The organism is Mesorhizobium sp. M7D.F.Ca.US.005.01.1.1 (genome assembly GCF_003952545.1).
Taxonomy (GTDB): domain Bacteria; phylum Pseudomonadota; class Alphaproteobacteria; order Rhizobiales; family Rhizobiaceae; genus Mesorhizobium; species Mesorhizobium loti.
The window spans coordinates 4,025,230-4,046,572 of sequence record NZ_CP034453.1; the positions used below are offsets into that span (position 1 = coordinate 4,025,230).

General features: G+C 62.7%; 20 protein-coding genes. 8 read left to right on the forward strand and 12 right to left on the reverse strand.

Features of this window, described 5'->3' with window-relative positions:
• Positions 1–5 precede the first annotated feature (5 nt).
• Positions 6–1,286 carry a D-amino acid dehydrogenase gene (locus tag EJ076_RS19245; RefSeq protein WP_126068941.1) on the reverse strand — a complete coding sequence of 427 codons (1,281 nt, stop codon included), beginning with the start codon at positions 1,284–1,286 and terminating at the stop codon, positions 6–8.
• Between the two features lie 219 nt (positions 1,287–1,505).
• Here EJ076_RS19245 and EJ076_RS19250 point away from each other — a divergent pair, with 219 nt between their 5' ends.
• Positions 1,506–2,300 (forward strand): aspartate/glutamate racemase family protein, encoded by a 795-nt coding sequence (locus EJ076_RS19250; RefSeq protein ID WP_126068942.1) that lies wholly within the window; start codon positions 1,506–1,508, stop codon positions 2,298–2,300.
• Positions 2,301–2,340: 40 nt separating this feature from the next.
• Here the strand turns inward: EJ076_RS19250 and EJ076_RS19255 are convergent, their stop codons facing one another.
• The 6 genes from EJ076_RS19255 to EJ076_RS19280 all read right to left on the reverse strand — a co-directional run bounded on the left by EJ076_RS19255 (position 2,341) and on the right by EJ076_RS19280 (position 7,115).
• A complete protein-coding gene (locus tag EJ076_RS19255; RefSeq protein WP_126068943.1) occupies positions 2,341–3,132 on the reverse strand; it encodes a molybdopterin-binding protein in 792 nt (263 codons plus the stop codon).
• Between the two features lies 1 nt (position 3,133).
• Positions 3,134–4,012 carry a cytochrome b/b6 domain-containing protein gene (locus tag EJ076_RS19260; protein WP_126068944.1) on the reverse strand — a complete coding sequence of 293 codons (879 nt, stop codon included), beginning with the start codon at positions 4,010–4,012 and terminating at the stop codon, positions 3,134–3,136.
• A 97-nt stretch (positions 4,013–4,109) separates the two neighbouring features.
• Positions 4,110–4,787 carry a DUF1345 domain-containing protein gene (locus EJ076_RS19265; RefSeq protein ID WP_109671499.1) on the reverse strand — a complete coding sequence of 226 codons (678 nt, stop codon included), beginning with the start codon at positions 4,785–4,787 and terminating at the stop codon, positions 4,110–4,112.
• A gap of 31 nt (positions 4,788–4,818) precedes the next feature.
• On the reverse strand, positions 4,819–5,286 hold the full coding sequence (locus EJ076_RS19270) for a YaiI/YqxD family protein (protein WP_109671498.1): 468 nt from the start codon (positions 5,284–5,286) through the stop codon (positions 4,819–4,821).
• Positions 5,287–5,350: 64 nt separating this feature from the next.
• On the reverse strand, positions 5,351–5,920 hold the full coding sequence (gfa, locus tag EJ076_RS19275; protein WP_109671497.1) for an S-(hydroxymethyl)glutathione synthase: 570 nt from the start codon (positions 5,918–5,920) through the stop codon (positions 5,351–5,353).
• Between the two features lie 67 nt (positions 5,921–5,987).
• Entirely contained in the window at positions 5,988–7,115 is a 1,128-nt protein-coding gene (locus EJ076_RS19280; protein ID WP_126068945.1) for an S-(hydroxymethyl)glutathione dehydrogenase/class III alcohol dehydrogenase, read from the reverse strand.
• A gap of 199 nt (positions 7,116–7,314) precedes the next feature.
• Here EJ076_RS19280 and EJ076_RS19285 point away from each other — a divergent pair, with 199 nt between their 5' ends.
• Positions 7,315–9,327, forward strand: a complete 2,013-nt coding sequence (locus EJ076_RS19285) for an acetyl/propionyl/methylcrotonyl-CoA carboxylase subunit alpha (RefSeq protein WP_126068946.1) — start codon at positions 7,315–7,317, stop codon at positions 9,325–9,327.
• 52 nt (positions 9,328–9,379) lie between these two features.
• On the opposite strand, the gene EJ076_RS19290 is transcribed toward EJ076_RS19285, so the two are convergent.
• Complete coding sequence (locus tag EJ076_RS19290; RefSeq protein ID WP_245462838.1) at positions 9,380–9,811, reverse strand: hypothetical protein; 432 nt, start codon at positions 9,809–9,811, stop codon at positions 9,380–9,382.
• Positions 9,812–10,127: 316 nt separating this feature from the next.
• On the opposite strand from EJ076_RS19290, the gene dnaE reads away from it, so the two are divergent.
• The 3 genes from dnaE to EJ076_RS19305 all read left to right on the forward strand — a co-directional run bounded on the left by dnaE (position 10,128) and on the right by EJ076_RS19305 (position 15,146).
• Complete coding sequence (dnaE, locus tag EJ076_RS19295; protein WP_206438823.1) at positions 10,128–13,625, forward strand: DNA polymerase III subunit alpha; 3,498 nt, start codon at positions 10,128–10,130, stop codon at positions 13,623–13,625.
• 261 nt (positions 13,626–13,886) lie between these two features.
• The gene (locus EJ076_RS19300) at positions 13,887–14,285 is read left to right on the forward strand and encodes a nuclear transport factor 2 family protein (RefSeq protein ID WP_126068948.1); all 399 of its coding nucleotides are present in this window, start codon (positions 13,887–13,889) and stop codon (positions 14,283–14,285) included.
• Positions 14,286–14,342: 57 nt separating this feature from the next.
• Positions 14,343–15,146 carry a potassium channel family protein gene (locus EJ076_RS19305; protein ID WP_126068949.1) on the forward strand — a complete coding sequence of 268 codons (804 nt, stop codon included), beginning with the start codon at positions 14,343–14,345 and terminating at the stop codon, positions 15,144–15,146.
• A gap of 12 nt (positions 15,147–15,158) precedes the next feature.
• Here the strand turns inward: EJ076_RS19305 and EJ076_RS19310 are convergent, their stop codons facing one another.
• A complete protein-coding gene (locus EJ076_RS19310) occupies positions 15,159–16,040 on the reverse strand; it encodes a DMT family transporter (RefSeq protein ID WP_126068950.1) in 882 nt (293 codons plus the stop codon).
• 197 nt (positions 16,041–16,237) lie between these two features.
• Here EJ076_RS19310 and EJ076_RS19315 point away from each other — a divergent pair, with 197 nt between their 5' ends.
• On the forward strand, positions 16,238–16,744 hold the full coding sequence (locus EJ076_RS19315) for a hypothetical protein (protein WP_126068951.1): 507 nt from the start codon (positions 16,238–16,240) through the stop codon (positions 16,742–16,744).
• Positions 16,745–16,750: 6 nt separating this feature from the next.
• On the opposite strand, the gene EJ076_RS19320 is transcribed toward EJ076_RS19315, so the two are convergent.
• Positions 16,751–18,079: a DNA polymerase IV gene (locus tag EJ076_RS19320; RefSeq protein WP_126068952.1), complete on the reverse strand. Its 1,329-nt coding sequence runs from the start codon at positions 18,077–18,079 to the stop codon at positions 16,751–16,753.
• A 65-nt stretch (positions 18,080–18,144) separates the two neighbouring features.
• On the opposite strand from EJ076_RS19320, the gene EJ076_RS19325 reads away from it, so the two are divergent.
• Positions 18,145–18,720, forward strand: coding sequence for a GNAT family N-acetyltransferase (locus tag EJ076_RS19325; protein WP_109671489.1), 576 nt, complete (start codon positions 18,145–18,147; stop codon positions 18,718–18,720).
• A gap of 107 nt (positions 18,721–18,827) precedes the next feature.
• Positions 18,828–20,378 carry a hypothetical protein gene (locus EJ076_RS19330; protein ID WP_126068953.1) on the forward strand — a complete coding sequence of 517 codons (1,551 nt, stop codon included), beginning with the start codon at positions 18,828–18,830 and terminating at the stop codon, positions 20,376–20,378.
• Positions 20,379–20,390: 12 nt separating this feature from the next.
• Here the strand turns inward: EJ076_RS19330 and EJ076_RS19335 are convergent, their stop codons facing one another.
• Positions 20,391–21,044: a hypothetical protein gene (locus tag EJ076_RS19335; RefSeq protein WP_126068954.1), complete on the reverse strand. Its 654-nt coding sequence runs from the start codon at positions 21,042–21,044 to the stop codon at positions 20,391–20,393.
• Complete coding sequence (locus EJ076_RS19340; protein WP_056582159.1) at positions 21,041–21,340, reverse strand: DUF3572 domain-containing protein; 300 nt, start codon at positions 21,338–21,340, stop codon at positions 21,041–21,043. Before EJ076_RS19340 ends, EJ076_RS19335 begins: the two co-directional genes overlap by 4 nt.
• Positions 21,341–21,343: the final 3 nt, after the last annotated feature.

Here is a 21,343-nt window from a genome sequence, read left to right on the forward strand (position 1 = left end):
GTCGGTCAAGCCTTTGCGGCGCTTGGTTCGGCGAACCGCGCCTGTGTGGGAAGGATACCATCGAGGGCGATTGGTGCAGCCCGGCCGGCGATCAGATCGGCGACGATGCGGGCCGATCCATGCGCCATGGTCCAGCCGATATGGCCGTGGCCGGTGTTCAGCCAGAGGTTTTTGATGTTGCGCAGGCCGAGGATCGGCAGATTGTCGGGCGTCATAGGTCTCAGACAGGCCCGCATCTCGGCGCGATCATAGGCGATACCGTGTGGAAAAAGGTCCTGCGTGACACGCTTCATGAAGGTGAAATCGGAGGGTTTGTGGCTGCGATCATAGCCCGCGAATTCCGCGGTGGCGGTGACGCGGATGCGATCGCCCATCGGCGTGATGGCAACGAGGTTGTGCTCATCGATAACGGGAAGTTTTGGAGCCAAGGCCTGGTCGACGATGGGAATGGTCAGGGAATATCCCTTGATCGGGTAGATCGGCAGGCCAAGGCCGATCTTGCGGGCAAGGATCGGGCTTTCCGCGCCCAAACACAGAACGTAGGTGTCGGCCAGGATCTCACCCTTGTCGGTGACGACCCGGGTGATCGCGTCGTTCCTGCGTTCGATCCCGACGACCCTGGTGTTTGTCAGGATCTTGCCGCCCCTCGTTTCCACGATGGCCGCCAGTGCGCGCGTAAATTTGGCGGCGTCGCCGGTTTCGTCGGTCGGACACAATATGCCGCCGGCAATGTCGCCGCGCGACGAAGCCAGCGCCGGCTCGCGGTCAACGATTTCCTGCGCGTCGACAATGCGGATCTCCTGGCCGTCGGCCTCCAGCAGGCGCATGTTGGCGACGCCCTTGTCGAGCGCCTGACGGCTGCGATGGAAGTAAAGAATGCCGGCCGAGGTCCTGTCGTATTGGATCGCTTCCTCCCTGACGACCGCCTGCAGGACCGATTGGGAATGGACTGCAAGCCGATGTTTGAGCAGCGTGTTGCGACGCGCCCTTGCGGCCGTGCATTCCCTCAGGAAGCGCAGCGACCACGAGTAGAGATGCGGGTCGGCGGAGAGTTTGAAACGAAGCGCCTGGTCTTTCTGGAACAGCGACTTCAGCAGGATTTTTGGGGCGGCTGGCGATGACCAGACGAAAGAGTGACCGGGCGCGATCATGCCGGCATTTGCCCAGCTTGCGCCCTCGGCCACCTGCGGTGCCTGCTCGAGAACGGTGACCTGATGGCCATCCTTTTGCAGCTGATAGGCCGTGGTGATCCCGACCACGCCCCCGCCCAAGATCAATACGCGCATTGCCGTTCCAATGGCTGTCGTTCCTATTGTCGACAATTCAATAGGAAGACGCCGATCCTTGTCAACGGCGCAAGGGCGGCGACTGACAAGTGATCCACCTAAGCGTAGAATTCAGGCGTTTCCGGTTTCCAAAATCCGCACGGAGCCCTTGACACCTTCGGCAATGTTGCCGTTTTCTATTGTCGACAATTCTGATTGACATCAGGAAGGGACTACACCATGGACGCCCCGGTTACCCGCGCCGACGAAACGCTTGTCCTCGACAAGGAACACATTCCCTTCAAGACCGACGACGGTATTGGCACCCGCGCCAATCTCGGCCTGCTCGTGCTGCGGACCGACCAGACCATCGAGGATGAATTCCGCTATGCGCTGCCCGCACGCGACATCGCGCTGTATGAGGCGCGGCTCTACAGCGATGTCGAGATCACGCCGGAGAACCTGATGAAGATGTCGGCCGTGATCCCGGCAACGGTCGGGCTCCTGCCCGACGTCAAGTTCGATGTGATCGGCTTTGCCTGCACCTCGGGAGCGCTTGTCATCGGCGAGGACAAGGTCGCCGCGCGCGTTCACGAGGTGCTGCCAGGCGTGCAAGTGACCAACCCGGTGACGGCGGCACGGGCCGCGCTGAAGGCCCTAGGCGTCTCGCGGATCGCGCTGCTCACCCCTTACCTGGCGAAAATCAATCACTCGCTGCGTGCATCGCTGATGGCGCGAGGAATGGATATCCCGGTCATGGGCTCCTTCAACGAGGCGGACGACAATGTCGTTGCACGCATCACGCCGGCATCGGTCAAGCAGGCCATCTTGGAGATCGGTGCGTCGAGCGACTGTGAGGCCGTGTTCGTTTCCTGCACCAGCATGCGCGTTGCCCGGATCATCGAGGAGGTCGAGAAGGAATTGGGGAAACCGGTCACCTCGAGCAACCATGCACTTGCCTGGCATATGCTGCGGCTTGGCGGCATTGGCGAGCAGATTGCCGGAAAAGGCGAGCTGTTTCGCTGCTCGCTGTAGGCCTGGCCATCTTTAGAGGCGCAGCGTTTGCGGCTGCGGTTCAGATGCCACCGTACCAGTCGTAGCCATTGTCTTCCCAATAGCCGCCCCTGCCGCCGCCGACAGTGGCAAAGCCGTCGACGAGTTCGATCTTGTAGAGATATTTCGGCATCTTATAGCCGAGCTGGCGCTCGACGCGGACACGCAGCGGCGCGCCGTTCTCGACCGGCAACGGCTTGCCGTTCAGGCCGTAGGCAAGGATCGTCTGCGGGTGACGGGCATCGATCAGGTCGATGGTGCCGTAATATTTGATGTCGCCCGACAGGCTGCGGTCGATCGTGTCGAGGCAATGGAACATGACATAGCGCGCCTGCGGTTTGACCACCGCCTGGTCCAGCACCAGCGACAGCGGCGTGCCGGTCCATTTGGCGATGCAGCTCCAACCTTCGACGCAGTCATGGCGGGTGATCTGGGTGCGGCTCGGCATGTTCTGAAGCTGCTCGCGGCTCAGCGACAGCGGTTTTTCGACCAGGCCTGTAACCTCCAGCCGCCAGTCGGCGAAGTTGTTGGCGAGCAGACCTTTGTAGATATCGTCGTCCGGTGCCGTGACCCCGTTCGGCCGTTGCGGCTGGCGGATGTCGGCCTCGGTGAATTCGGGCGCCAGCGTATCGCGTCCGGCAAGCAGGCGTTGCGCCCGGTATGTCAGGCCATTGGCGTTTTCCAGGAAACTGCGCAGGCCGCTGCCGATGCTCAGCTGGCTGTCGAAAGCGTCGCAGCCCGACAGCATCATGCCGGAGGCGCCGAGGCTGGCACCGGTGAGGAATTTGCGGCGGCTGATCTCAAACTTCGCCATGTCAGGCACTCCTCTCGACGGGTTTGTCGTCCTGTGCGGGAGGATCGGTGCGATACCAGCCGGTGATGATCGACCGCAGTTCGTTGATCGGGCCGGCGGCCAGGATCATCAGGATATGGACGACGAAGAAGGCGACCAGAAGCACCATGACGGTGAAATGAATGGTGCGTGCCGTCTGCCGGCCACCGAGCAGATCGTTGAGGAACGGCAGCACCGAATTCATGCTTGGCGACATCGCCAGGCCGGTGATGATCATCAGCGGCAAGAGCACGAATAGCACACCGCCATAGGCCATCTTCTGCAGCGTGTTGTATTCCCGCGTGTGGTGGAATTTGAGCTTTGCGTGGTCGATGATGTCTTGCGGCAGCCGCTTGAGATCATCGAGGCGTGGCGCGAGATCGCGCCGCAGATGGCCGTTCACAGTGCTGGCGACCAGCCAGACGATCAAGGTCGTGGTCAGTATCCAGGCAAAGAAGAAATGGATGACGCGGGCGGTGCCGAGATCATAGTAGGACGGGATCGTCGCCCAGGACGGAAAGGCGCGGGACGTCTCCTGGCCTGCCGGCCCCGACCAGCCTAGCACCCCAGTGGTGTCGAAGCGATGTCCAAAGATTTCGGTGTAGCCGCGTGGCCCGGCGTTGGTGTTCTCGGCGCCGATGGCCAAGATGGTGTTGTTGTAGTCGAAGCCCGACTGCTTGCCGATATAGAGCTGCGGACGTGCATTGAAGATCTGCAGGCCGGACAGCAGCATGAAGAACAGCGAGATGGCCCAGAGCCAATGCGTCAGCCGGGTCCAGCGCGACTGCCGGTAGATCAGCGTTGTGTCGTTCGACGCAGAAGCGCCTGGGCCGGCGGATTGGCTTCTGGCAACGGATTCCATCTTGTCTCGTCTCCCGACCTCGCGGCGTGGCCTGCGCGTTCATTGTCCTCCTGATACGTCGCGATCCAAACCAATGTTTCATCCGATCACGGATTTATTACGGAGCGCCCAAGCTGACGGCGAGATTGACGGCGGCTGCGACGATGACCGTGTTGAAGAAAAACGACAGGATCGAATGGACCAGCACGACACAACGCATATGCGTCGTCGAGATGTTGGTGTCGGCGGTCTGCGCCGTCATGCCGATCACCGTCGAGAAGTAGAGGAAATCCCAGCCTTCCGGCCGTTTGTCGCCTGGGAACAGCAGTCCGCCGACCGGGATCTTCTTCTTGGTCTCGGCATCGACCGCATCGCCGTCCATCCAGTAGACATGGGCATAATGGAGCGCGGCCATGGCATGGATTGTGAACCAGCCGAGTGGGATCGACAGCAGCGCGAAGGTGAGTTCGACAGGGTGGGCGCTGTCTTTCTGGTTGATCAGTTGGAACAGCGAGAAGGTGGCAAAACCGACAACGACGAGCGTCACGGCGAAGATGACCAGCACCGGTTGGTCGGTGGCGCGCGCATTCTTGCTCAGATACCTGCCGGTGAATTTCGGCATCTGGGCAACGACAAGAATGACGTAGGCGGCAAAGAATGCGTTGGCGCCGATCGAATAGGCGAGCGGGGCGTGCAGCAGCAACGCCGTGAGGAGCGCCAAAACGCCGAAGCAGGCCGATACCGCGAACAGCATGTGGCGTTGCATGGGAGGCTTCATCGGGGTTTCGGCAGCCATGGCGGTTCCAACCTTGGATGGCGCTCGGTTTCTATTGCGGTGTGGCGGATTTGAGCGCCCGCCGCAAGATGCGGTCGAGTTCGCCGAGAAATCGCGAACGGTCCTGCGGGGCGAAGCTGGCATTGTAGCCCTTGCTTTCGCCGGTCTCGCGCAAGTGCTGCTTGAGATCGCGCATCGCCACCGCCATGCCGATCGTTTCCGGCGTGAAGGGGCGCCCGGTCGGTCCAAGCACGTGCGCGCCGAGTGCCACCGCGCGGGCGGCAAGCGGAATGTCCGCGGTGATCACGATGTCGTTGGATTTTGCGTTTTCGACAATCCAGTCGTCGGCGGCGTCGGCGCCCTTGGACACCACGACGTTGCGGATCATCGGGTCGCGGGAGGGGCGCAAGCCGCCATTGGAGACGTAAGTGACGACGACGCCATGGCGCTCGGCGACTTTTTCGACCTCGGCTTTGACCGGGCAGGCGTCTGCGTCGACGAGAATGGCGGGTGAGGGCATTGTTTCTCCAGAACGAGCAGGGGCCGGAAACTTGTCCGGCCCCATACCTGAAATCTCACGACTGTCAGGCCGGCAGTGCGCCGGACTTCTTCGCCGTCCAGGTCGCGATATAGTCCATCAGGCCGGGGTTGAGGCAGTCATAGGGCTCCAGTCCGATTGTCTTCAACTGCGCACGGATGCCGTCCATCCGCTTTGGATCGACGCCGGACTCGATGATCGACGAGACGAAAGCGGTGAAGCCCGGCGGCGACCAGCCGTCCTCCTCGAAGCGCTCGGGATGGATGAAGGACAGGCCCTTGAACGGGTGGTCGCGCTCGACCGGTCCGTGCATATGGACGCCGCAGCCGGTGCAGGCATGGCGCTGGATCAGCGCCGAGGGGTCCACCACCTTGAGCTTGTCGCCGTTCTCGGTGACGGTGACGTCGCCGGTGCCGGCCACGGCAACCACCGAGAACACCGCGCCTTCCGGCTTCCAGCATTTGGTGCAGCCGCAGGCGTGGTTGTGGGCGATCTGCCCCTTGACCTTCACCTTGACCGGCTTGCTCGTGCAGGCGCAGACCAGCGTGCCGCCGGCAAAGCTTGCGCTCTCCTTGGGCAAGCCATTGTCGATTTTCGGATGCAGTTTCTCCGCCATTCTTTTCTCCTCCCAGTTGTGAACCACAGAGGTCGCAGGCCGGTTGGTCGGCGGCTTGTGGTCTTGCTCAGTAAACGACGACGCTTCGGATCGACTTGCCCTCATGCATGAGGTCAAAACCCTTGTTGATATCCTCGAGCTTCAGCGTGTGGGTGATCATCGGGTCGATCTGGATCTTGCCGTCCATGTACCAGTCGACGATCTTCGGCACATCGGTGCGACCGCGCGCGCCGCCGAAAGCGGTGCCCATCCAGGTGCGCCCGGTAACCAGCTGGAACGGTCGCGTCGAGATTTCCTGGCCGGCGCCGGCCACGCCGATGACGACCGACTTGCCCCAGCCGCGATGCGAGGCTTCCAGCGCCTGACGCATGACCTTGGTGCTGCCCGTGCAGTCGAATGTGTAGTCGGCGCCGCCGATCTGGTCGGCGCCGCGCTTGGTCATGTTGACGAGGTGGGGGACGACATCGCCGTCGATCTCCTTCGGATTGACGAAATGCGTCATGCCGAATTTCTCGCCCCAGGCCTTCTTGTCGTTGTTCAGGTCGACGCCGATGATCATGTCGGCGCCGGCAAGCTTCAGGCCCTGGATAACGTTGAGGCCGATGCCACCGAGGCCGAAGACCACGGCAGTCGCGCCTTGCTCGACCTTGGCAGTGTTGATGACCGCACCGATGCCAGTGGTCACCCCGCAGCCGATGTAGCAGATCTTGTCGAAGGGTGCGTCCGGGTTGACCTTGGCCAGCGCGATCTCGGGCAGCACGGTGAAGTTGGAGAAGGTCGAGCAGCCCATATAGTGGAAGATCTTGTCCTTGCCGATCGAGAAGCGCGACGAGCCGTCGGGCATCAGGCCCTGGCCCTGCGTGGCGCGGATCGCCGTGCACAGATTGGTTTTTCGCGACAGGCAGGACGGGCATTGCCGGCATTCGGGCGTGTAGAGCGGGATGACATGGTCGCCCTTCTTGACCGAGGTGACGCCCTTGCCGACATCGACCACCACACCGGCGCCCTCATGGCCGAGGATGGCCGGGAACAGGCCTTCGGGATCGGCGCCCGACAGCGTGAATTCGTCGGTATGGCAGATGCCGGTCGCCTTGATCTCGACCAGCACCTCGCCCTCGCGCGGACCGTCGACGTCGACCTCCATGATCTCCAGCGGCTTTCCGGCGGCGACAGCGACAGCGGCGCGGGTTTTCATCAGGCAATTCCTCCAGAGGCGATTTTTGCGCAAGCTTTCAGGTTTTGCCTTGGCGATCAACAGCTAGCTGGTTCCAGGCTTGGGCCAGCGTGGAGAATTCTAATCCAAATCGATTGAAAGACCGCGATTGACCCGGCCGGCTTGACCACGCCAGCACAGGCCATAAAAGGAACGGCCGACCCGAGGGATGACATTCCGCATGTTCACCAAAATCCTGATCGCCAACCGTGGCGAGATCGCCTGCCGCGTCATCAAAACGGCGCGCAAGATGGGCATCGCCACGGTTGCCGTCTATTCCGATGCCGACCGCGATGCCGTGCATGTCGAGATGGCCGACGAGGCGGTGCATATCGGGCCTTCGCCCGCGGCGCAAAGCTATCTCATCCCTGAAAAGATCATCGCCGCCTGCAAGGAGACAGGCGCTCAGGCTGTGCATCCCGGCTACGGGTTCCTGTCCGAGCGGGCGGCCTTCTGTGAGGCGCTGGAAGCGGAAGGCATCACCTTCATCGGCCCGAAGCCCAAGGCGATCAGGGCAATGGGCGACAAGATCGAATCGAAGAAGTTCGCCAACGCCGCCAAGGTTTCCACGGTACCCGGCTGGCTCGGCGTCATCGAGAATGCCGACCATGCCGAAAAGATCGCCGGCGAGATCGGCTATCCCGTGATGATCAAGGCCTCGGCCGGCGGCGGCGGCAAGGGCATGCGTATCGCCTGGAGCCAGTCGGAAGTGCGCGACGGCTTCGACCGAGCCCGTTCGGAAGCCAAGAGCTCGTTCGGCGACGACCGCGTCTTCATCGAGAAATTCGTCGTCGATCCGCGCCATATCGAGATCCAGGTGTTGGCCGACGCGCATGGTAACGCGCTCTATCTCGGCGAGCGCGAATGCTCGATCCAGCGCCGCAACCAGAAGGTGGCGGAAGAGGCGCCGTCGCCATTTCTTGATGCCGAGACACGCAAGGCCATGGGCGAGCAGTCGGTGGCGCTGGCCAGGGCCGTCGACTATCAGAGCGTCGGCACGGTCGAATTCATCGTCGACAAGGACAAGAACTTTTATTTCCTTGAAATGAATACACGATTGCAGGTCGAGCATCCGGTGACGGAGCTCGTCACCGGCATCGATCTGGTCGAGCAGATGATCCGCGTCGCCGCCGGCGAAAAGCTCGCCTTGAAGCAAAGTGATATCAAGCTGAACGGCTGGGCGGTGGAAAGCCGGCTCTATGCCGAAGATCCGTACCGCAATTTCCTGCCCTCGATCGGCCGGCTGACGCGCTACCGGCCGCCGGATGAAGGACAATTCGGCGATGTCGTCATCCGCAACGACACCGGCGTCACCGAAGGCTCCGAAATCTCGATGTTCTACGATCCGATGCTCGCCAAGTTGTGCACCTGGGCGCCGACGCGTCTGGAAGCGATCGATGCCATGTCGGAAGCGCTCGACAGCTTCGTCGTCGACGGCATCGAGCACAACATTCCGTTCCTGGCTGCCTTGATGCAGCATCCGCGCTGGCGGGAAGGGCAGATATCGACCGCTTTCATATCAGAGGAATATCCCGACGGCTTCGCGCCGGTCGTACCGAACAACGATGAGAAAGCCGTGCTGGCGTCGATCGCGACCGCGGTGGAACTGCTGCGCCGCGACCGGCTCGACCGGCTGGGCGGGCGGCTGGCGCCGCATTCGGGAGCGCTGAAGCGCGACTGGGTGGTGAAGATCGGCGATGACTATCTGTTGGCGTCGATCCTCGAGGGCATGATTTCCATCCCGATGGAAATCGATCTGTCGATTGAGGGCGGCAAGGCGCTGACCGTTGCATCCGACTGGCGGCCGGGCGATCTGATCTGGCGCGGCAAGGTCGGCAAGCGCAAGGTTACGGCTCAGATCAGGCCGGTTGCCAATGGCTTTCGCATTGCCTGGAAGGGCATATCGGTGACCGCGCGCGCCATGCTGCCGCGCACCGCCGAGCTGGAAAGGCTGATGCCCGAAAAGATAGCGCCGGACACGTCGAAACTGCTGCTTTGTCCGATGCCTGGCCTTGTCGTGTCGATTTCCGTTGCCGAAGGCCAGGAAGTCAAGGCCGGCGAGACGCTGGCGGTGGTCGAGGCGATGAAGATGGAAAACGTGCTGCGCGCCGAACGCGATCTGGTGATCTCGAAACTCAACGCCAGGCCGGGTGACAGCCTGGCGGTTGACGCGGTGATCATGGAATTCGCCTGATTTTTTGCGCCGCAATCGAGGACGGGCAGGCAGCCGCTCCTCGATCTCGGGGTCAAGCGGGCGCGGCCACCATGCTCTGGTCTGTAATGACGTAGACGCAGGCGCGGCAGGCGTCGGCGCCGTGCTGGCTGTGCCAGCGGCAGGAGCCGCGAATGGCGCAGCTCGGCAGGTTTTCAGCCGGCGCAATCATCTGCTCGGCCATGCCGGTTAGCACCTTTTCGATGACGCCGCAGGAATTGCCGGTCCATTGCTTGCATTTGCCCTCGACGCAACGGCTGGCAAAGCGGAAGCGCGCTTCCGGGGCGCCGGCCTCGCTTGCCTGTTCGACGAATTCGGCGTCGATTTCGAACCGCTTCGGGATCGGCCGCACGATGCCGTCCGGCCCGACCACGCCGATCAGCAGCGCTCCCGCTTCGGCGCGAGCGCTCGGGCAGGACTTTTCGCCCCCGTCAACGAGCTTGGGGCTGATTGGAACCGGTTTCATATCTGCCAGCGCGCGCCACATGTTCAGCACATCATCCCGACAAAACGGCTAGTCATGAGAATTTCCCTGTTGAAAGACGATTTCACAATGGCAGTGTGCGATTGGCGCGCTCCGTCGACCATGAAGCGCTTCACACCGGTCCCGGATCGGCCTGGCGGCCGGCGGCCACGAGGTTTCCGGGTATGGGCAAGGCGCCGGGACCGAGAACGCTGGCAGGTCAAAGCGCGGGAGCCTAGATTAGGGCGGCAAGTCAAGATTCGCGGATCAGATTGAAAGCAAGGACCCGGTGGCCGACGAAAAACTTCCCCGCGACCCCCTGAAGCGCGAAGCCGCGATAGCAGCCGCGCGGCCGGAGGCGCCGGCGCGGCCCTTCGTCCATCTGCGCGTGCATTCGGCCTATTCGCTGCTGGAAGGCGCCTTGCAGATCGGCAAGGTGGTGGCTCATGCGGTCAAGGACGAAGCCCCGGCCATTGCCGTCACCGATACCAACAATCTGTTCGGCGCGCTTGAGTTCGCGCAGAAGGCGGTCAAGGACGGCATCCAGCCAATCATCGGCTGCCAGACTGCGCTCGCCTTTTCCGGCGAAAACATCGATGGCCAGCGCGATCGCAGGCGGCAAGGTCCCGATATGCGGCCGGTCGTCCTGCTTGCCGCGACCGAAGCCGGCTACTCCAATCTGGTCAGGCTGGTCAGCCGCGTCTACCTCGAAACGCCGCCCGGCGAGGCCGTGCACCTGACCACCGAAATGATGCAAGGCTATTGTGACGGGCTGATCTGCCTCAGCGGTGGTCCGCGCGGCCCGATCGGCATTGCGCTCAAGGAAGACCGCCGCGATCTAGCCGAGGCACGGCTTTTGACCCTCAAGGCGATGTTCGGCGACCGGCTCTATGTCGAGCTGGACCGGGTATCCGGCTATGATCGCGTGATCGAGAAATCCTCGGTCGATTTGGCTTATGCCCATGAACTGCCTCTGGTCGCCACCAACGAGGCGTTCTTCTCGGCCCGCGACGACTATGACGCGCATGACGCGCTGATCGCCATTGCTGAGGGTTCGGTCGTTGCCGCCGACAATCGTCGTCGGCTGTCACCGGACAATTTCCTGCGCAGCCAGGCCGATATGGCCAGGCTGTTCGCCGACCTGCCGGAAGCGATCGACAACACCGTCGAGATCGCGCTGCGCTGCTCCTACTACCCGAAGAACCGCAACCCGATCCTGCCGCGCTTCACCGGCGGCGATGTCGCCGACAATGACGCAGCCGTGCAGGCGGAAGCCGACGAACTGGCCCGCCAGGCGCATGAGGGGCTCGACGCGCGGCTGGCCGCGCATGGCCCGACAGCCGGCTACACGGTCGAGCAGTATCGCGAGCGGTTGAATTTCGAGCTCGGCATCATCACCAAGATGAAGTTTCCCGGCTACTTCCTGATCGTTGCCGACTTCATCAAATGGGCGAAGGCACAGGGCATTCCGGTCGGGCCGGGACGCGGTTCGGGCGCAGGCTCGCTGGTCGCCTATTCGACGACCATCACCGACATCGATCCGTTGCGCTTCTCGCTTCTGTTCGAGCGCTTCCTCAATCCCGACCGCGTGTCGATGCCCGACTTCGACATCGACTTCTGCCAGGATCGCCGCGAGGAGGTCATCCGCTACGTCCAGCAGAAATACGGTCGCGACCAGGTCGGCCAGATCATCACCTTCGGGACGCTGCAGGCCCGCGCCGTGCTGCGCGACGTCGGCCGCGTGCTGCAGATGCCCTACGGCCAGGTCGACAAGCTCTCCAAGATGGTGCCGCAGAATCCGGCCAATCCGGTCAAACTTGCCGACGCCATCGCCAACGAGCCGCGCTTTGCCGAAGAGGCCGAGAGGGAGCCGATCGTCCAGACGCTGCTCGACATGGCGCAGAAGCTGGAAGGCCTTTACCGCCACGCCTCGACGCACGCCGCCGGCATCGTCATCGGCGACCGGCCGCTGTCGGAACTGGTGCCGATGTACCGCGATCCGCGCTCGGACATGCCGGTTACCCAGTTCAACATGAAATATGTCGAGCAGGCCGGTCTGGTGAAGTTCGACTTCCTCGGCCTGAAGACGCTGACGGTGCTGGAAACGGCGGTGAAGCTGATCCGCCGGCGCGGCATCGAGATCGACCTGGCGACGATCCCGCTCGACGATCCCGACACCTATGCGATGCTGTCGCGCGGCGAGGTTGTCGGCGTGTTCCAGGTGGAAAGTGCCGGCATGCGCAAGGCGCTGATCGGCATGCGGCCGGACTGCATCGAGGACATCATCGCCCTGGTGGCGCTGTATCGGCCAGGGCCGATGGAGAACATCCCGACCTACAACGCCCGCAAGCATGGCGAGGAGGAGATGGCCTCGATCCATCCCAAGATCGACCATCTGGTGAAGGAGACGCAGGGCGTCATCGTCTACCAGGAACAGGTGATGCAGATCGCGCAGGAGCTGTCCGGCTATTCGCTCGGCGAAGCCGATCTGCTGCGCCGCGCCATGGGCAAGAAGATCCGCGCCGAGATGGACAAGCAGCGCGAGCGCTTCGTCTCCGGCGCGGTCGAGCGTGGCGTCGGCAAGCCGCAAGCCGACTTCATTTTCGACCTGCTGGCCAAGTTCGCCGACTATGGTTTCAACAAATCGCACGCCGCCGCCTACGCGGTGGTTTCGTACCAGACCGCCTATCTCAAGGCGCACTATCCGGTCGAATTCCTGGCGGCGTCGATGACGCTCGACATGGGCAATACCGACAAGCTCGCCGATTTCCGCCAGGATGCGTTGCGTCTCGGCATAGAGGTTCTGGCGCCGTCGGTGATATCGAGCTTTCGTCCCTTCGAGGTCGGTGAGAACCGCATTTACTATTCGCTGGCCGCGCTCAAGGGCGTCGGCGATGCTGCGGTGGAGCACATCGTTGCCCAGCGTGGTGAAAAACCGTTCAAGAACCTCGCCGATTTCTGCGAGCGGGTCGATCCCAAGATAGTCGGCAAGCGCGTCTTCGAAAGCCTGATCATGGCCGGCGCGCTCGACTGCTTCGGCCACGACCGCGCGTCGATGATGGCGGGAGTGGAACGCATGATGGGGCTGGCATCGCTGGCGCAACAGAACGCTGTTTCCGGCCAGCACGATATCTTCGGCGCCTCGCTCGGCGCCCAGTCGCAGGCACTCAATCTGCCGGCGACGGACCCGTGGCTCGCCGCCGACCGGCTGCACCGTGAATTCCAGGTGGTCGGCTTCTATCTCTCGGCGCACCCGCTCGACGAGTACAAGGCGGCGCTGCAGAAGATGCGGGTGCAGACGTGGGCCGAGTTTTCGGCGGCCGTCAAGCGCGGTGCCGCCGCCGGCCGTCTGGCCGGCACGGTAACATCCAAGCAGGAGCGCAAGACGCGCACCGGCAACAAGATGGGCGTTATCGCCTTTTCCGATACATCCGGCCAGTACGAAGCCGTGTTGTTTTCGGAAGGGCTGGCGCAGTATCGCGACCTGCTCGAGGCCGGCCGCTCCGTCGTTATCACCGTTGCGGCCGAGGACAGGCCGGAAGGCGTCAATTTGCGCATCAACTCGGTGCAATCGTTGGAGGACGAGGCAAGTCGCATCCAGAAGGCACTGCGCATTTTCGTGCGCAACGCCGCGCCGATCAACACGCTGGCCGGCCAGCTGGCCGTCAGGGGCGAAGGGCAGGTCAGCTTCGTGCTGATCAAGGAAGAAGGCGAGGGGGAAATCGAGATCGAGCTGCCCAACCGCTACCGGATTTCGCCACAGATCGCCTCGGCGATGCGCGCGGTGCCGGGCGTGGTTGAAGTGGAACTGGTTTAAGGTGCGTTGACAATCAGGTGATGCCGGCCTGCAAACGATGATCCGGACGGCAACCGGATAGATGTCGGCCAGCACATTGCGGATTGAGTTCGCGCTAGGCCTGGCATCCTGTCCGATGGGGCCAGGATGTCAGCTGCGGTTGAAGTTGTTGTCGCTTGAACCACATGCAGCGAGCACGCTCGAAATGAACTCGCCGTTTCGAACCTCAGCCCCAATCAAAGCCTCGGCGGTGCGGCCGCGGCCAGACAGGAATGCGCCATCATGCCCAGCCGCGAACGCGTTGAAACCTTCGTCAAGGAAGTGGTCGAAGGCAGCCACGTCACGGCGATCGCCGACTTCTACCATGACGATGCGACCATGCAGGAGAACCTCGGCGTTCCGCGTAGCGGCAGGGAAGCGCTGATGGCACGCGAACAATCGGTTCTGGAACGGATCCAGAAGATGCATACGCATCCGGTCCAGATCTTTCTGGTCGACGGCGACAACGTCGCCATCCGCTGGACATTCGACAGGATCGACAAGGACGGCACCGTCCGGCGCCTGGAAGAGGTGGCGCTTCAGCAGTGGCGCGGTGACCGCATTGCCAAGGAGCAGTTCTTCTATGATACGGCCACCGCCTGGGGCCTTGTCGGACCCGACGGCACAGTGGTGCAAAGCTGAGAGATCCGGCAACTTAAGCCACTGGACGGCCTTGGCTGCGGACGCTACGCAATCGTCATGAAAGCGGCGGACAAGGACGGATTGCAGGAGAATTCGGCGATAGCGCGGCTGCGCGACCGGCTGCGCAAGCTCTATCACGGGCGCACGCCGGCTGCTTTCCGGTTCCAGCTGGTGGCTGTCGTCATCGACCTCACCATCATCGCTTTCTTCATCGCGACGCCGGTTCTCCAGGACAAGCCGTCATTCCTTTGGCTCGACTATTCGGCGGCTGCTCTCGTCGCCGCAGACCTGGCCGCGCGGCTGCTCGCTTCCAACGACATGCTGCGGCTGATGAAGCAGCCGACGTCGTGGGTCGATGTCTTCATCCTGCTGACGCTGCTGATGCCGACGGCTTTCGCCAATCTCGCCTTTCTGCGCATTTTGCGACTGTGGTCGCTGTCGCGCAGCGGTTCGCTCTGGCGGCATCTCGAGATGCGCGGCCTGCGGCCCTGGCGCGAGGCGAGCCACGCGGTCATCAACCTCTTGACGTTTCTGTTTGTCATCACCGGCTTCGTCTATACCTTCTTCTTCCGCACCGGCGCCGGCCTGGAAAACTATATCGACGCGCTTTATTTCACCGTCGCGACGGTGACGACGACCGGCTTCGGCGACATCGTGCTGCCGGGCATGGCCGGCAAGCTGACGGCAATCGTCACCATGATCATCGGCATATCGCTGTTCGTCAGGCTGGCGCAGGCGATCTTCCGGCCGGCCAAGGTGTTCTTTCCCTGTCCGCAGTGCGGCTTGCAGCGGCATGAGCCGGATGCCGTGCATTGCAAGGCCTGCGGCCATATCCTGAACATACCCGATGACGGGAACTGACCGGCGGCAGTGCTACGACGCCGCGACTTCCGCTGGCTCTATCGGCTTGCGCTGAAGATTGAGCAGATTGCCCATCAGGATCAGCAGCGCGCCGCCGGCGGTGAAGGCGTCGATCTGCTCGCTATAGAGCAACCAGCCGATCAGCGCCGACAGCGGCACGCGCAGGAAATCCATCGGCGAAATGACGGTCGCGTCGGCATAGCCAAGCGCGCGGGCCATGCAGAAATGCGAAGACATGCCGGTGAAGGCAATCAGCACGATCCATGGCCATAGCGCCAGCGGCGGGTTGCGCCACTCATAGAGCGCTGGAACCAAGCCGACCACAGACTGGATGATCAGCATCCAGAAGATGATGCGCACGACGCTGTCCGTCCGGGTCAGCGACTTGACCATGACCACCGAGATGCCGAAGCAGACTGCGGCGCCGAGCACGACGAGATGTCCCGGATCGACCGAGCCGACACCGGGGCGCACGATGATCACCACGCCGATCAGCCCCAGCACGATCGCTGCAAGCCTTGGCCGGGAGAGCCTCTCGCCAAGAAAAATCACCGCCAGGATGGCCGTCCAGATCGGCGTGGTGAATTCGATCGAGATCAGTACGGCCAGCGGGATCAGCGTCAGGGCGTAGAGCCAGGCCGCCTGGCCGGAATAATGGATGATGTTGCGGGCGATATGGGCGACGGGCCGCTGCGTGCGCATGGCTGGAAAGCCGCCGCTCATCATCACCAGTGGCAGAAGGATGAAAAAGCCGATCACCGAGCGCAGTTCCAGCACCTGGAAGACGTTGATCTCGGCTGTCGTGGCGCGGCCGGCGACCGACATCGCCAGGAACGAGGCAATCGACAGCGCCATCCAGAACGCGGCCTTGGGAATCGAGGGGGTAGGTGTCATCCGCGCTATGTCGCAGGCCAGGGCTTCTGCCGCAATCGCTAGCCGTTGCCTTCTTCTGGGCCAGTCGCAGCTACTGGACGCCGCAAAAACAGTCATGTGGCGAGCGGAACCTGACACGGCAAGGGGCGTTGAGTCCCGATAGTCAGCCGTGCGTTGCAGGCCGTCCTGCCTTTTCAAAATCAACAAGGAGAGCTTCGATGAGATCATTCGCGCTAGTCGCGCTTGCTGGCGTTCTATTGGTTGGGGCAGGCGCGGCGCATGCCGACGAGACCAAATTTCTCCAGTCGTTCAAGGGCAATTTCGCCGGCAAGGGCACTGTCCAGGTGACCACGGATGTGCCGAATGTTGGAGTATCTTGCAGCTTCAAGTCGAATGCGACCTCAACCTCGCTCTCGCTGGACGGCAATTGCCGCGGTCTCGTCGTGGTGTCGCGGGCCATCAGTGCCAATCTGAAGGTCAGAGGTGCGAAATACAGCGGCACCTATGTCGGCTCTCGTACCGGGCCGGCACAACTCAACGGCAGCCGCTCGGGCAATGCGATCAATCTCGGCATCCGCTGGGCCAAGGAGGTCAATGGTGACCGCAAGGCGCAGATGACGGTCGAGAAGAGAGGCGAGAACGGCATCCGGCTGACGGTCACCGACACCGACCCGAAAACCGGCAAGAGCGTGGTGACGAGCAGGATTGATCTGCAGCGTACTTAGCGAAGATCAGTCTTCAAGCGGCTCAGGCGGGTGGGCATCGCGGCCCTTGCCGAAGGTGTAGCCGGTTTCCACCGCCTTGCGGCCGAACTTGTCGCGCAGGGCATCGATGGCGCCTTCGGCCATGGCGCGCTTGCGCGACTGGACGTCGACTAGATCGGGCGGGTCGGCCTTGTCGTCGTCCGAGAGGTCGCTGACGCCGATGCCGAGCAGCCGATATTTGGTGCCGTCGGTTTCCTTGCGCAGAAGCTCCACCCCGGTCTGAAAGATGCGGTCGGCGAGCCGGGTCGGGTCGCCGAGCTGGCGATTGCGCGTGCGCAGCTTGAAATCCTGGGTCTTCAGCTTCAGCACCACGGTGCGCCCGGCAATGCCCGATTTTTTCAGCCGCGCCGAGACCTTTTCCGAAAGCCCTCTCAGCACCGCGACCAGCTCGTCCAGCGACGCGATATCGGTGTCGAAGGTGGTTTCGGCCGATACGCTCTTGGCATCCTGGTCGGGATCGACGCGGCGGACGTCCTCGCCGCGCGAAAGGTGGTAGAGCCGGTCGCCCATCGTGCCGTAGCGGCGCATCAGGTCGCCACGATCCATCTGTTGCAACTGGCCGATGGTGCGGATGCCGTCGCGCTCAAGCGTGGCGTTGAACGCTTTGCCGACGCCCCAGATCATGGTCACCGGCTGCGCCGCCAGGAAGCCGACTGCCTCGGCTTCGCCGATGACCGAGAAACCGCGTGGCTTGCGGAAATCGGAGGCTATCTTGGCGAGGAACTTGCAGTAGGACAGGCCTGCCGAAACGGTGATGCCGATCTCCTTCTCGACCGCCAGCGCAAAGCGCGCCAGCACCACCGCCGGCGGCAGGCCGTGCAGCCGTTCGGTGCCGGCGAGATCCAGAAACGCCTCGTCGATCGAGAGCGGTTCGACCAGCGGCGTCAGCGCCTGCATCATGGCGCGCACCTCGCGGCCGACGCGCACGTATTTTTCCATGTTGGGGCTGATGACGACCGCCTCGGGGCAGGCTTCGAGCGCCTTGAACATCGGCATTGCCGAGCGCACGCCCTGGATGCGCGCGATGTAGCAAGCGGTGGAGACGACGCCGCGCTTGCCGCCGCCGATGATCAGCGGCTTGTCCTTGAGCGCCGGATTGTCGCGCTTTTCGATCGCTGCATAAAAGGCGTCGCAATCGATATGGGCCAGATGCAGCCGGTAGAGCTCGGGATGACGCGCAAGCCGGGGGCTGCCGCAGCGTTCGCAGCGGCGCGTCTGGCTGCGCTGAAACGTCAGGCAGTCGCGGCAAAAACCGTGATCGGGATTGTTGACAGGGGCCGCCATCGCTGCGAACATAAAGAGAACAGAGGCAATGGTACGACAGTGCAAGGCCAGCGACAAGGCTGGCCTGGGGAGAACTCATGAGCACGACCATAGCGCCGCTTACGCCTGAGCTTTGGGCTGAATTCGAGGACCTGTTCGGCAAGCAGGGCGCCTGCTACGGCTGCTGGTGCACGCATTTCCGGCTGGCCCCGGCGGTGCGCCGCGAGAGCAGCCGAGAACGCAACAAGGACCACATCAGGGCGCGCATCGAAGCCGGTCCGCCACCGGGTTTGCTGGCATTCGAGGATGGTCAGGCGGTCGGCTGGATGCAGATCGGACCGCGCGCCGACGTGCCCGAATGGAACAATCAGGGCAGGGGGTCGGCACCGGTCGATCCCGCCGACGCCGCCGATCCGGCCGTCTGGGCGATTTCCTGCTTCTTCATCCGGAGCAAGGTGCGAGGCAGGGGCATCACGCATCGCCTCGTCGAAGGCGGCATCGATTTCGCCCGCCGGAACGGCGCGCGGCTGGTTGAGGCCTGCCCGATAGACCTGTCGCGCGATTCGCGCTCGATCGGCCTGTTCGTCGGCTCGTCGCGGGTTTTCGAGAAGGCTGGTTTCGAGAGGCTTGTGGAACGCAAGGCGGGCCGGCCGTTGATGCGGCTGGTGCTTTGACGAGTCTTTTCGCACTGGAAGCCTTGTTGATCTCACCTTGCGGTTGCAGTGGTAATTTCATACCAGACGAACGAAGCGTTCCTTCAAGGCCAAAACGGAGAATTCGCGTGAACCGTGCCCTGCCATTCGTGTTCCTTCTTGCGTTGAGTGCACCTGCTTTCGGTCAGACCGTCGACAGCCAGGGTGCGAAGCAATTGTCCGATGACCTGTCCCGCTATGTCGGCAAGCAGGCGATCGACAAAGGCATCCTGAAGGTTTCGCTCGAAGGCGGCGCCTACAAGATCCTGTTTGATTTCAAGGCACTTGCCGCATCATTCCCGGACCAGAAGCTGCTGAAGCTCGATTTTGCGCCCTATGCCTTGATGGTGAAGCCGCGCAGCGATGGGGCCTGGGATGTCTCGATGGATTTTTCGCAAAGCGCCTCCGTCGAGTTCAACGGGCCCGAGGGGCTGCAAAGCACGCAGTTTTCGATCAAGGATGGCAAGGGCTCCGGCGTCTACGATCCCAATCTGGCGGCCTTCACCAGCGGCACCAGTTCAATGGCCGGCATGACCATGGCATCGAAGGATGCCAAGCAGCACATGGAGGCCAGCACCGGGGCTGGCACTGCGACCATTGCCGCGACCAAGTCCGCGACCGGCGGCGTCGATTTCACCACCTCGCAAAAGGTGTCGAGCTTTGTCGAAGCGATCAACTTCGACGATCCGGAGAGCGGGTTGAAATTCCCGGTCACCGTCAGGTCGCCGGAACTGTCGATCGAAGCCAGCGGCAAGGGCGTACGAACAAAGCCGTTGCTCGATTTGCTGGCATTTGGCGTGGCCAATGAAGACGAGGCGACGCTGAAGGCCAACCAGGCGCAACTCAAATCGCTTCTGGTCGCCGCATTGCCGCTTTGGGAGCGTGTCGAGGGAACCTACGGCTTTAAGGATTTCGCGGTGGAAAGTCCGGTCGGCAATTTCGGCGCCACGCAACTCAGCACTGCGTTCGGCACCGACGGAGTCGCCCAGAATGGCAAAATCACCTATGGCATCAAGGCGTCAGGGCTGACCGTGCCGCAGCAGCTCGTGCCGAGCTGGAGCGTCGCGCTCCTGCCCACCGACATCGACCTGAACTTCGGCGGCGCCAACATCGACCTCGACAGCATGGCGAAGAAGGCGATCGAAGCCTTTGATCTCAATCAGGATCCGCCGCTGTCGGCCGAATTCGGCGAACAGCTCAAAGTCGACTTCATGGCCAAGACGCCGAAGGTCGTCCTTGGCCACAGCACCGTGAAGAACAAGGACACGGAGATCGCGCTGGAAGGCGAGATGACGTTCCCCGGCGAAAAGCCCGAAGGTAGCGTGACCGTCGATGTCGCCGGCTTCGACAAGCTTGTCGAGGGCCTGCAGGAGGCGGCAAAGTCGGAGCCGGAGGTGGCGCAATATGTGCCTGTCGCCCTCATGGCGAAAGGTTTTGGCAAGACGCTGCCCGATGGCCGGCTGGAATGGGTCGTCAACGCCAAGGCCGATGGTTCGGTCACCGTCAATGGTGTCATGCTGAAGCCCGCCGATCCGGCCGTGGACGACAGCGTGGATGATGGTGACGGCGGCGACGATGACGGTGGAGACGCCAGTGGCGGTAGCGACAATGGCGGCGCGGGAGCGAAACTGAACCCTTGAGGGGCTAGGGCTTTAGAGCCCCAGCGCGCTCGCGATCTTCGGCGCGGCTTCGTGCCAGTCCTGGACGACGACGATGTCGTCCGTCACCGGCGGCAGGAATGCGCGCAGCGAATTGTCGGCCATCAAATGGATGAGATGCGCGTCAGCGACGGAGTTGCGCACCGACCCCAGATTGTGCGGCTGATCGTCGACGAAGACCACCGGCCTGGCGGCCTTGCCGCGAAGCTTGGCCACTGCCGGTCCCTTGGCCATTTCAGTGGTCAGAAGTGGGTAGCTCAGCCCGAGGGCATCGAGATGGGCGCGACGCACGGCGCGGTGTCTGTGCGGCATGGCCGTCAGCAAGATGATTTCCGCGCGGTCGCCGAGCCCTGCCAGGGCCTCTGCTGCGCCGTCGGTAATGCTCTGCCAATCGGCTTGCGCGTCAAAGAAATCGCCCAGGAGTGCCGTGACTTCAGGCTGTTCGATCAGCCGGCCGCTCGCCGTCTCGGCAATGTTGCCGGTCAGCCGAAAGGAGGCCAGCGTCAGGCCAAAGCCGCGCGCCTTGAGGAAATTCGGGAACGGGCGGATGAATTCGAGCACGACGTCGTCGACGTCGAGCACCAGCAGCGGCCGGTCGTCGGCCGCCAGTTCCTCGATCTGGCGCGCGGTTTCGGGGTCATCGCTCATATCGAATGCTCATGGTTGTCGTCGCCCAGTGGCAGCGCCCGCAAGGCTTTGCCGACGGCAGCCGGCGGCGTGCCGGTTTCCTCGGCAAAGCGCATCAGCGTCGGCTCGTGGGCGAGAATGAACTGCAGGACACCGGCCAGAAAACCCGGCTCGCTGGCGGCTTTGCGGATAGAATGCGCCTCTATGCCGGTGATTGCCAGAAAGCGCGGCAGCAGCTCCGGATCGGAGGCGACGAAGCCCAGGGCCTTCACGGCAATCGATTCCGCTTCTTCACGCATTGACGCTGCGTTTGCCATCAC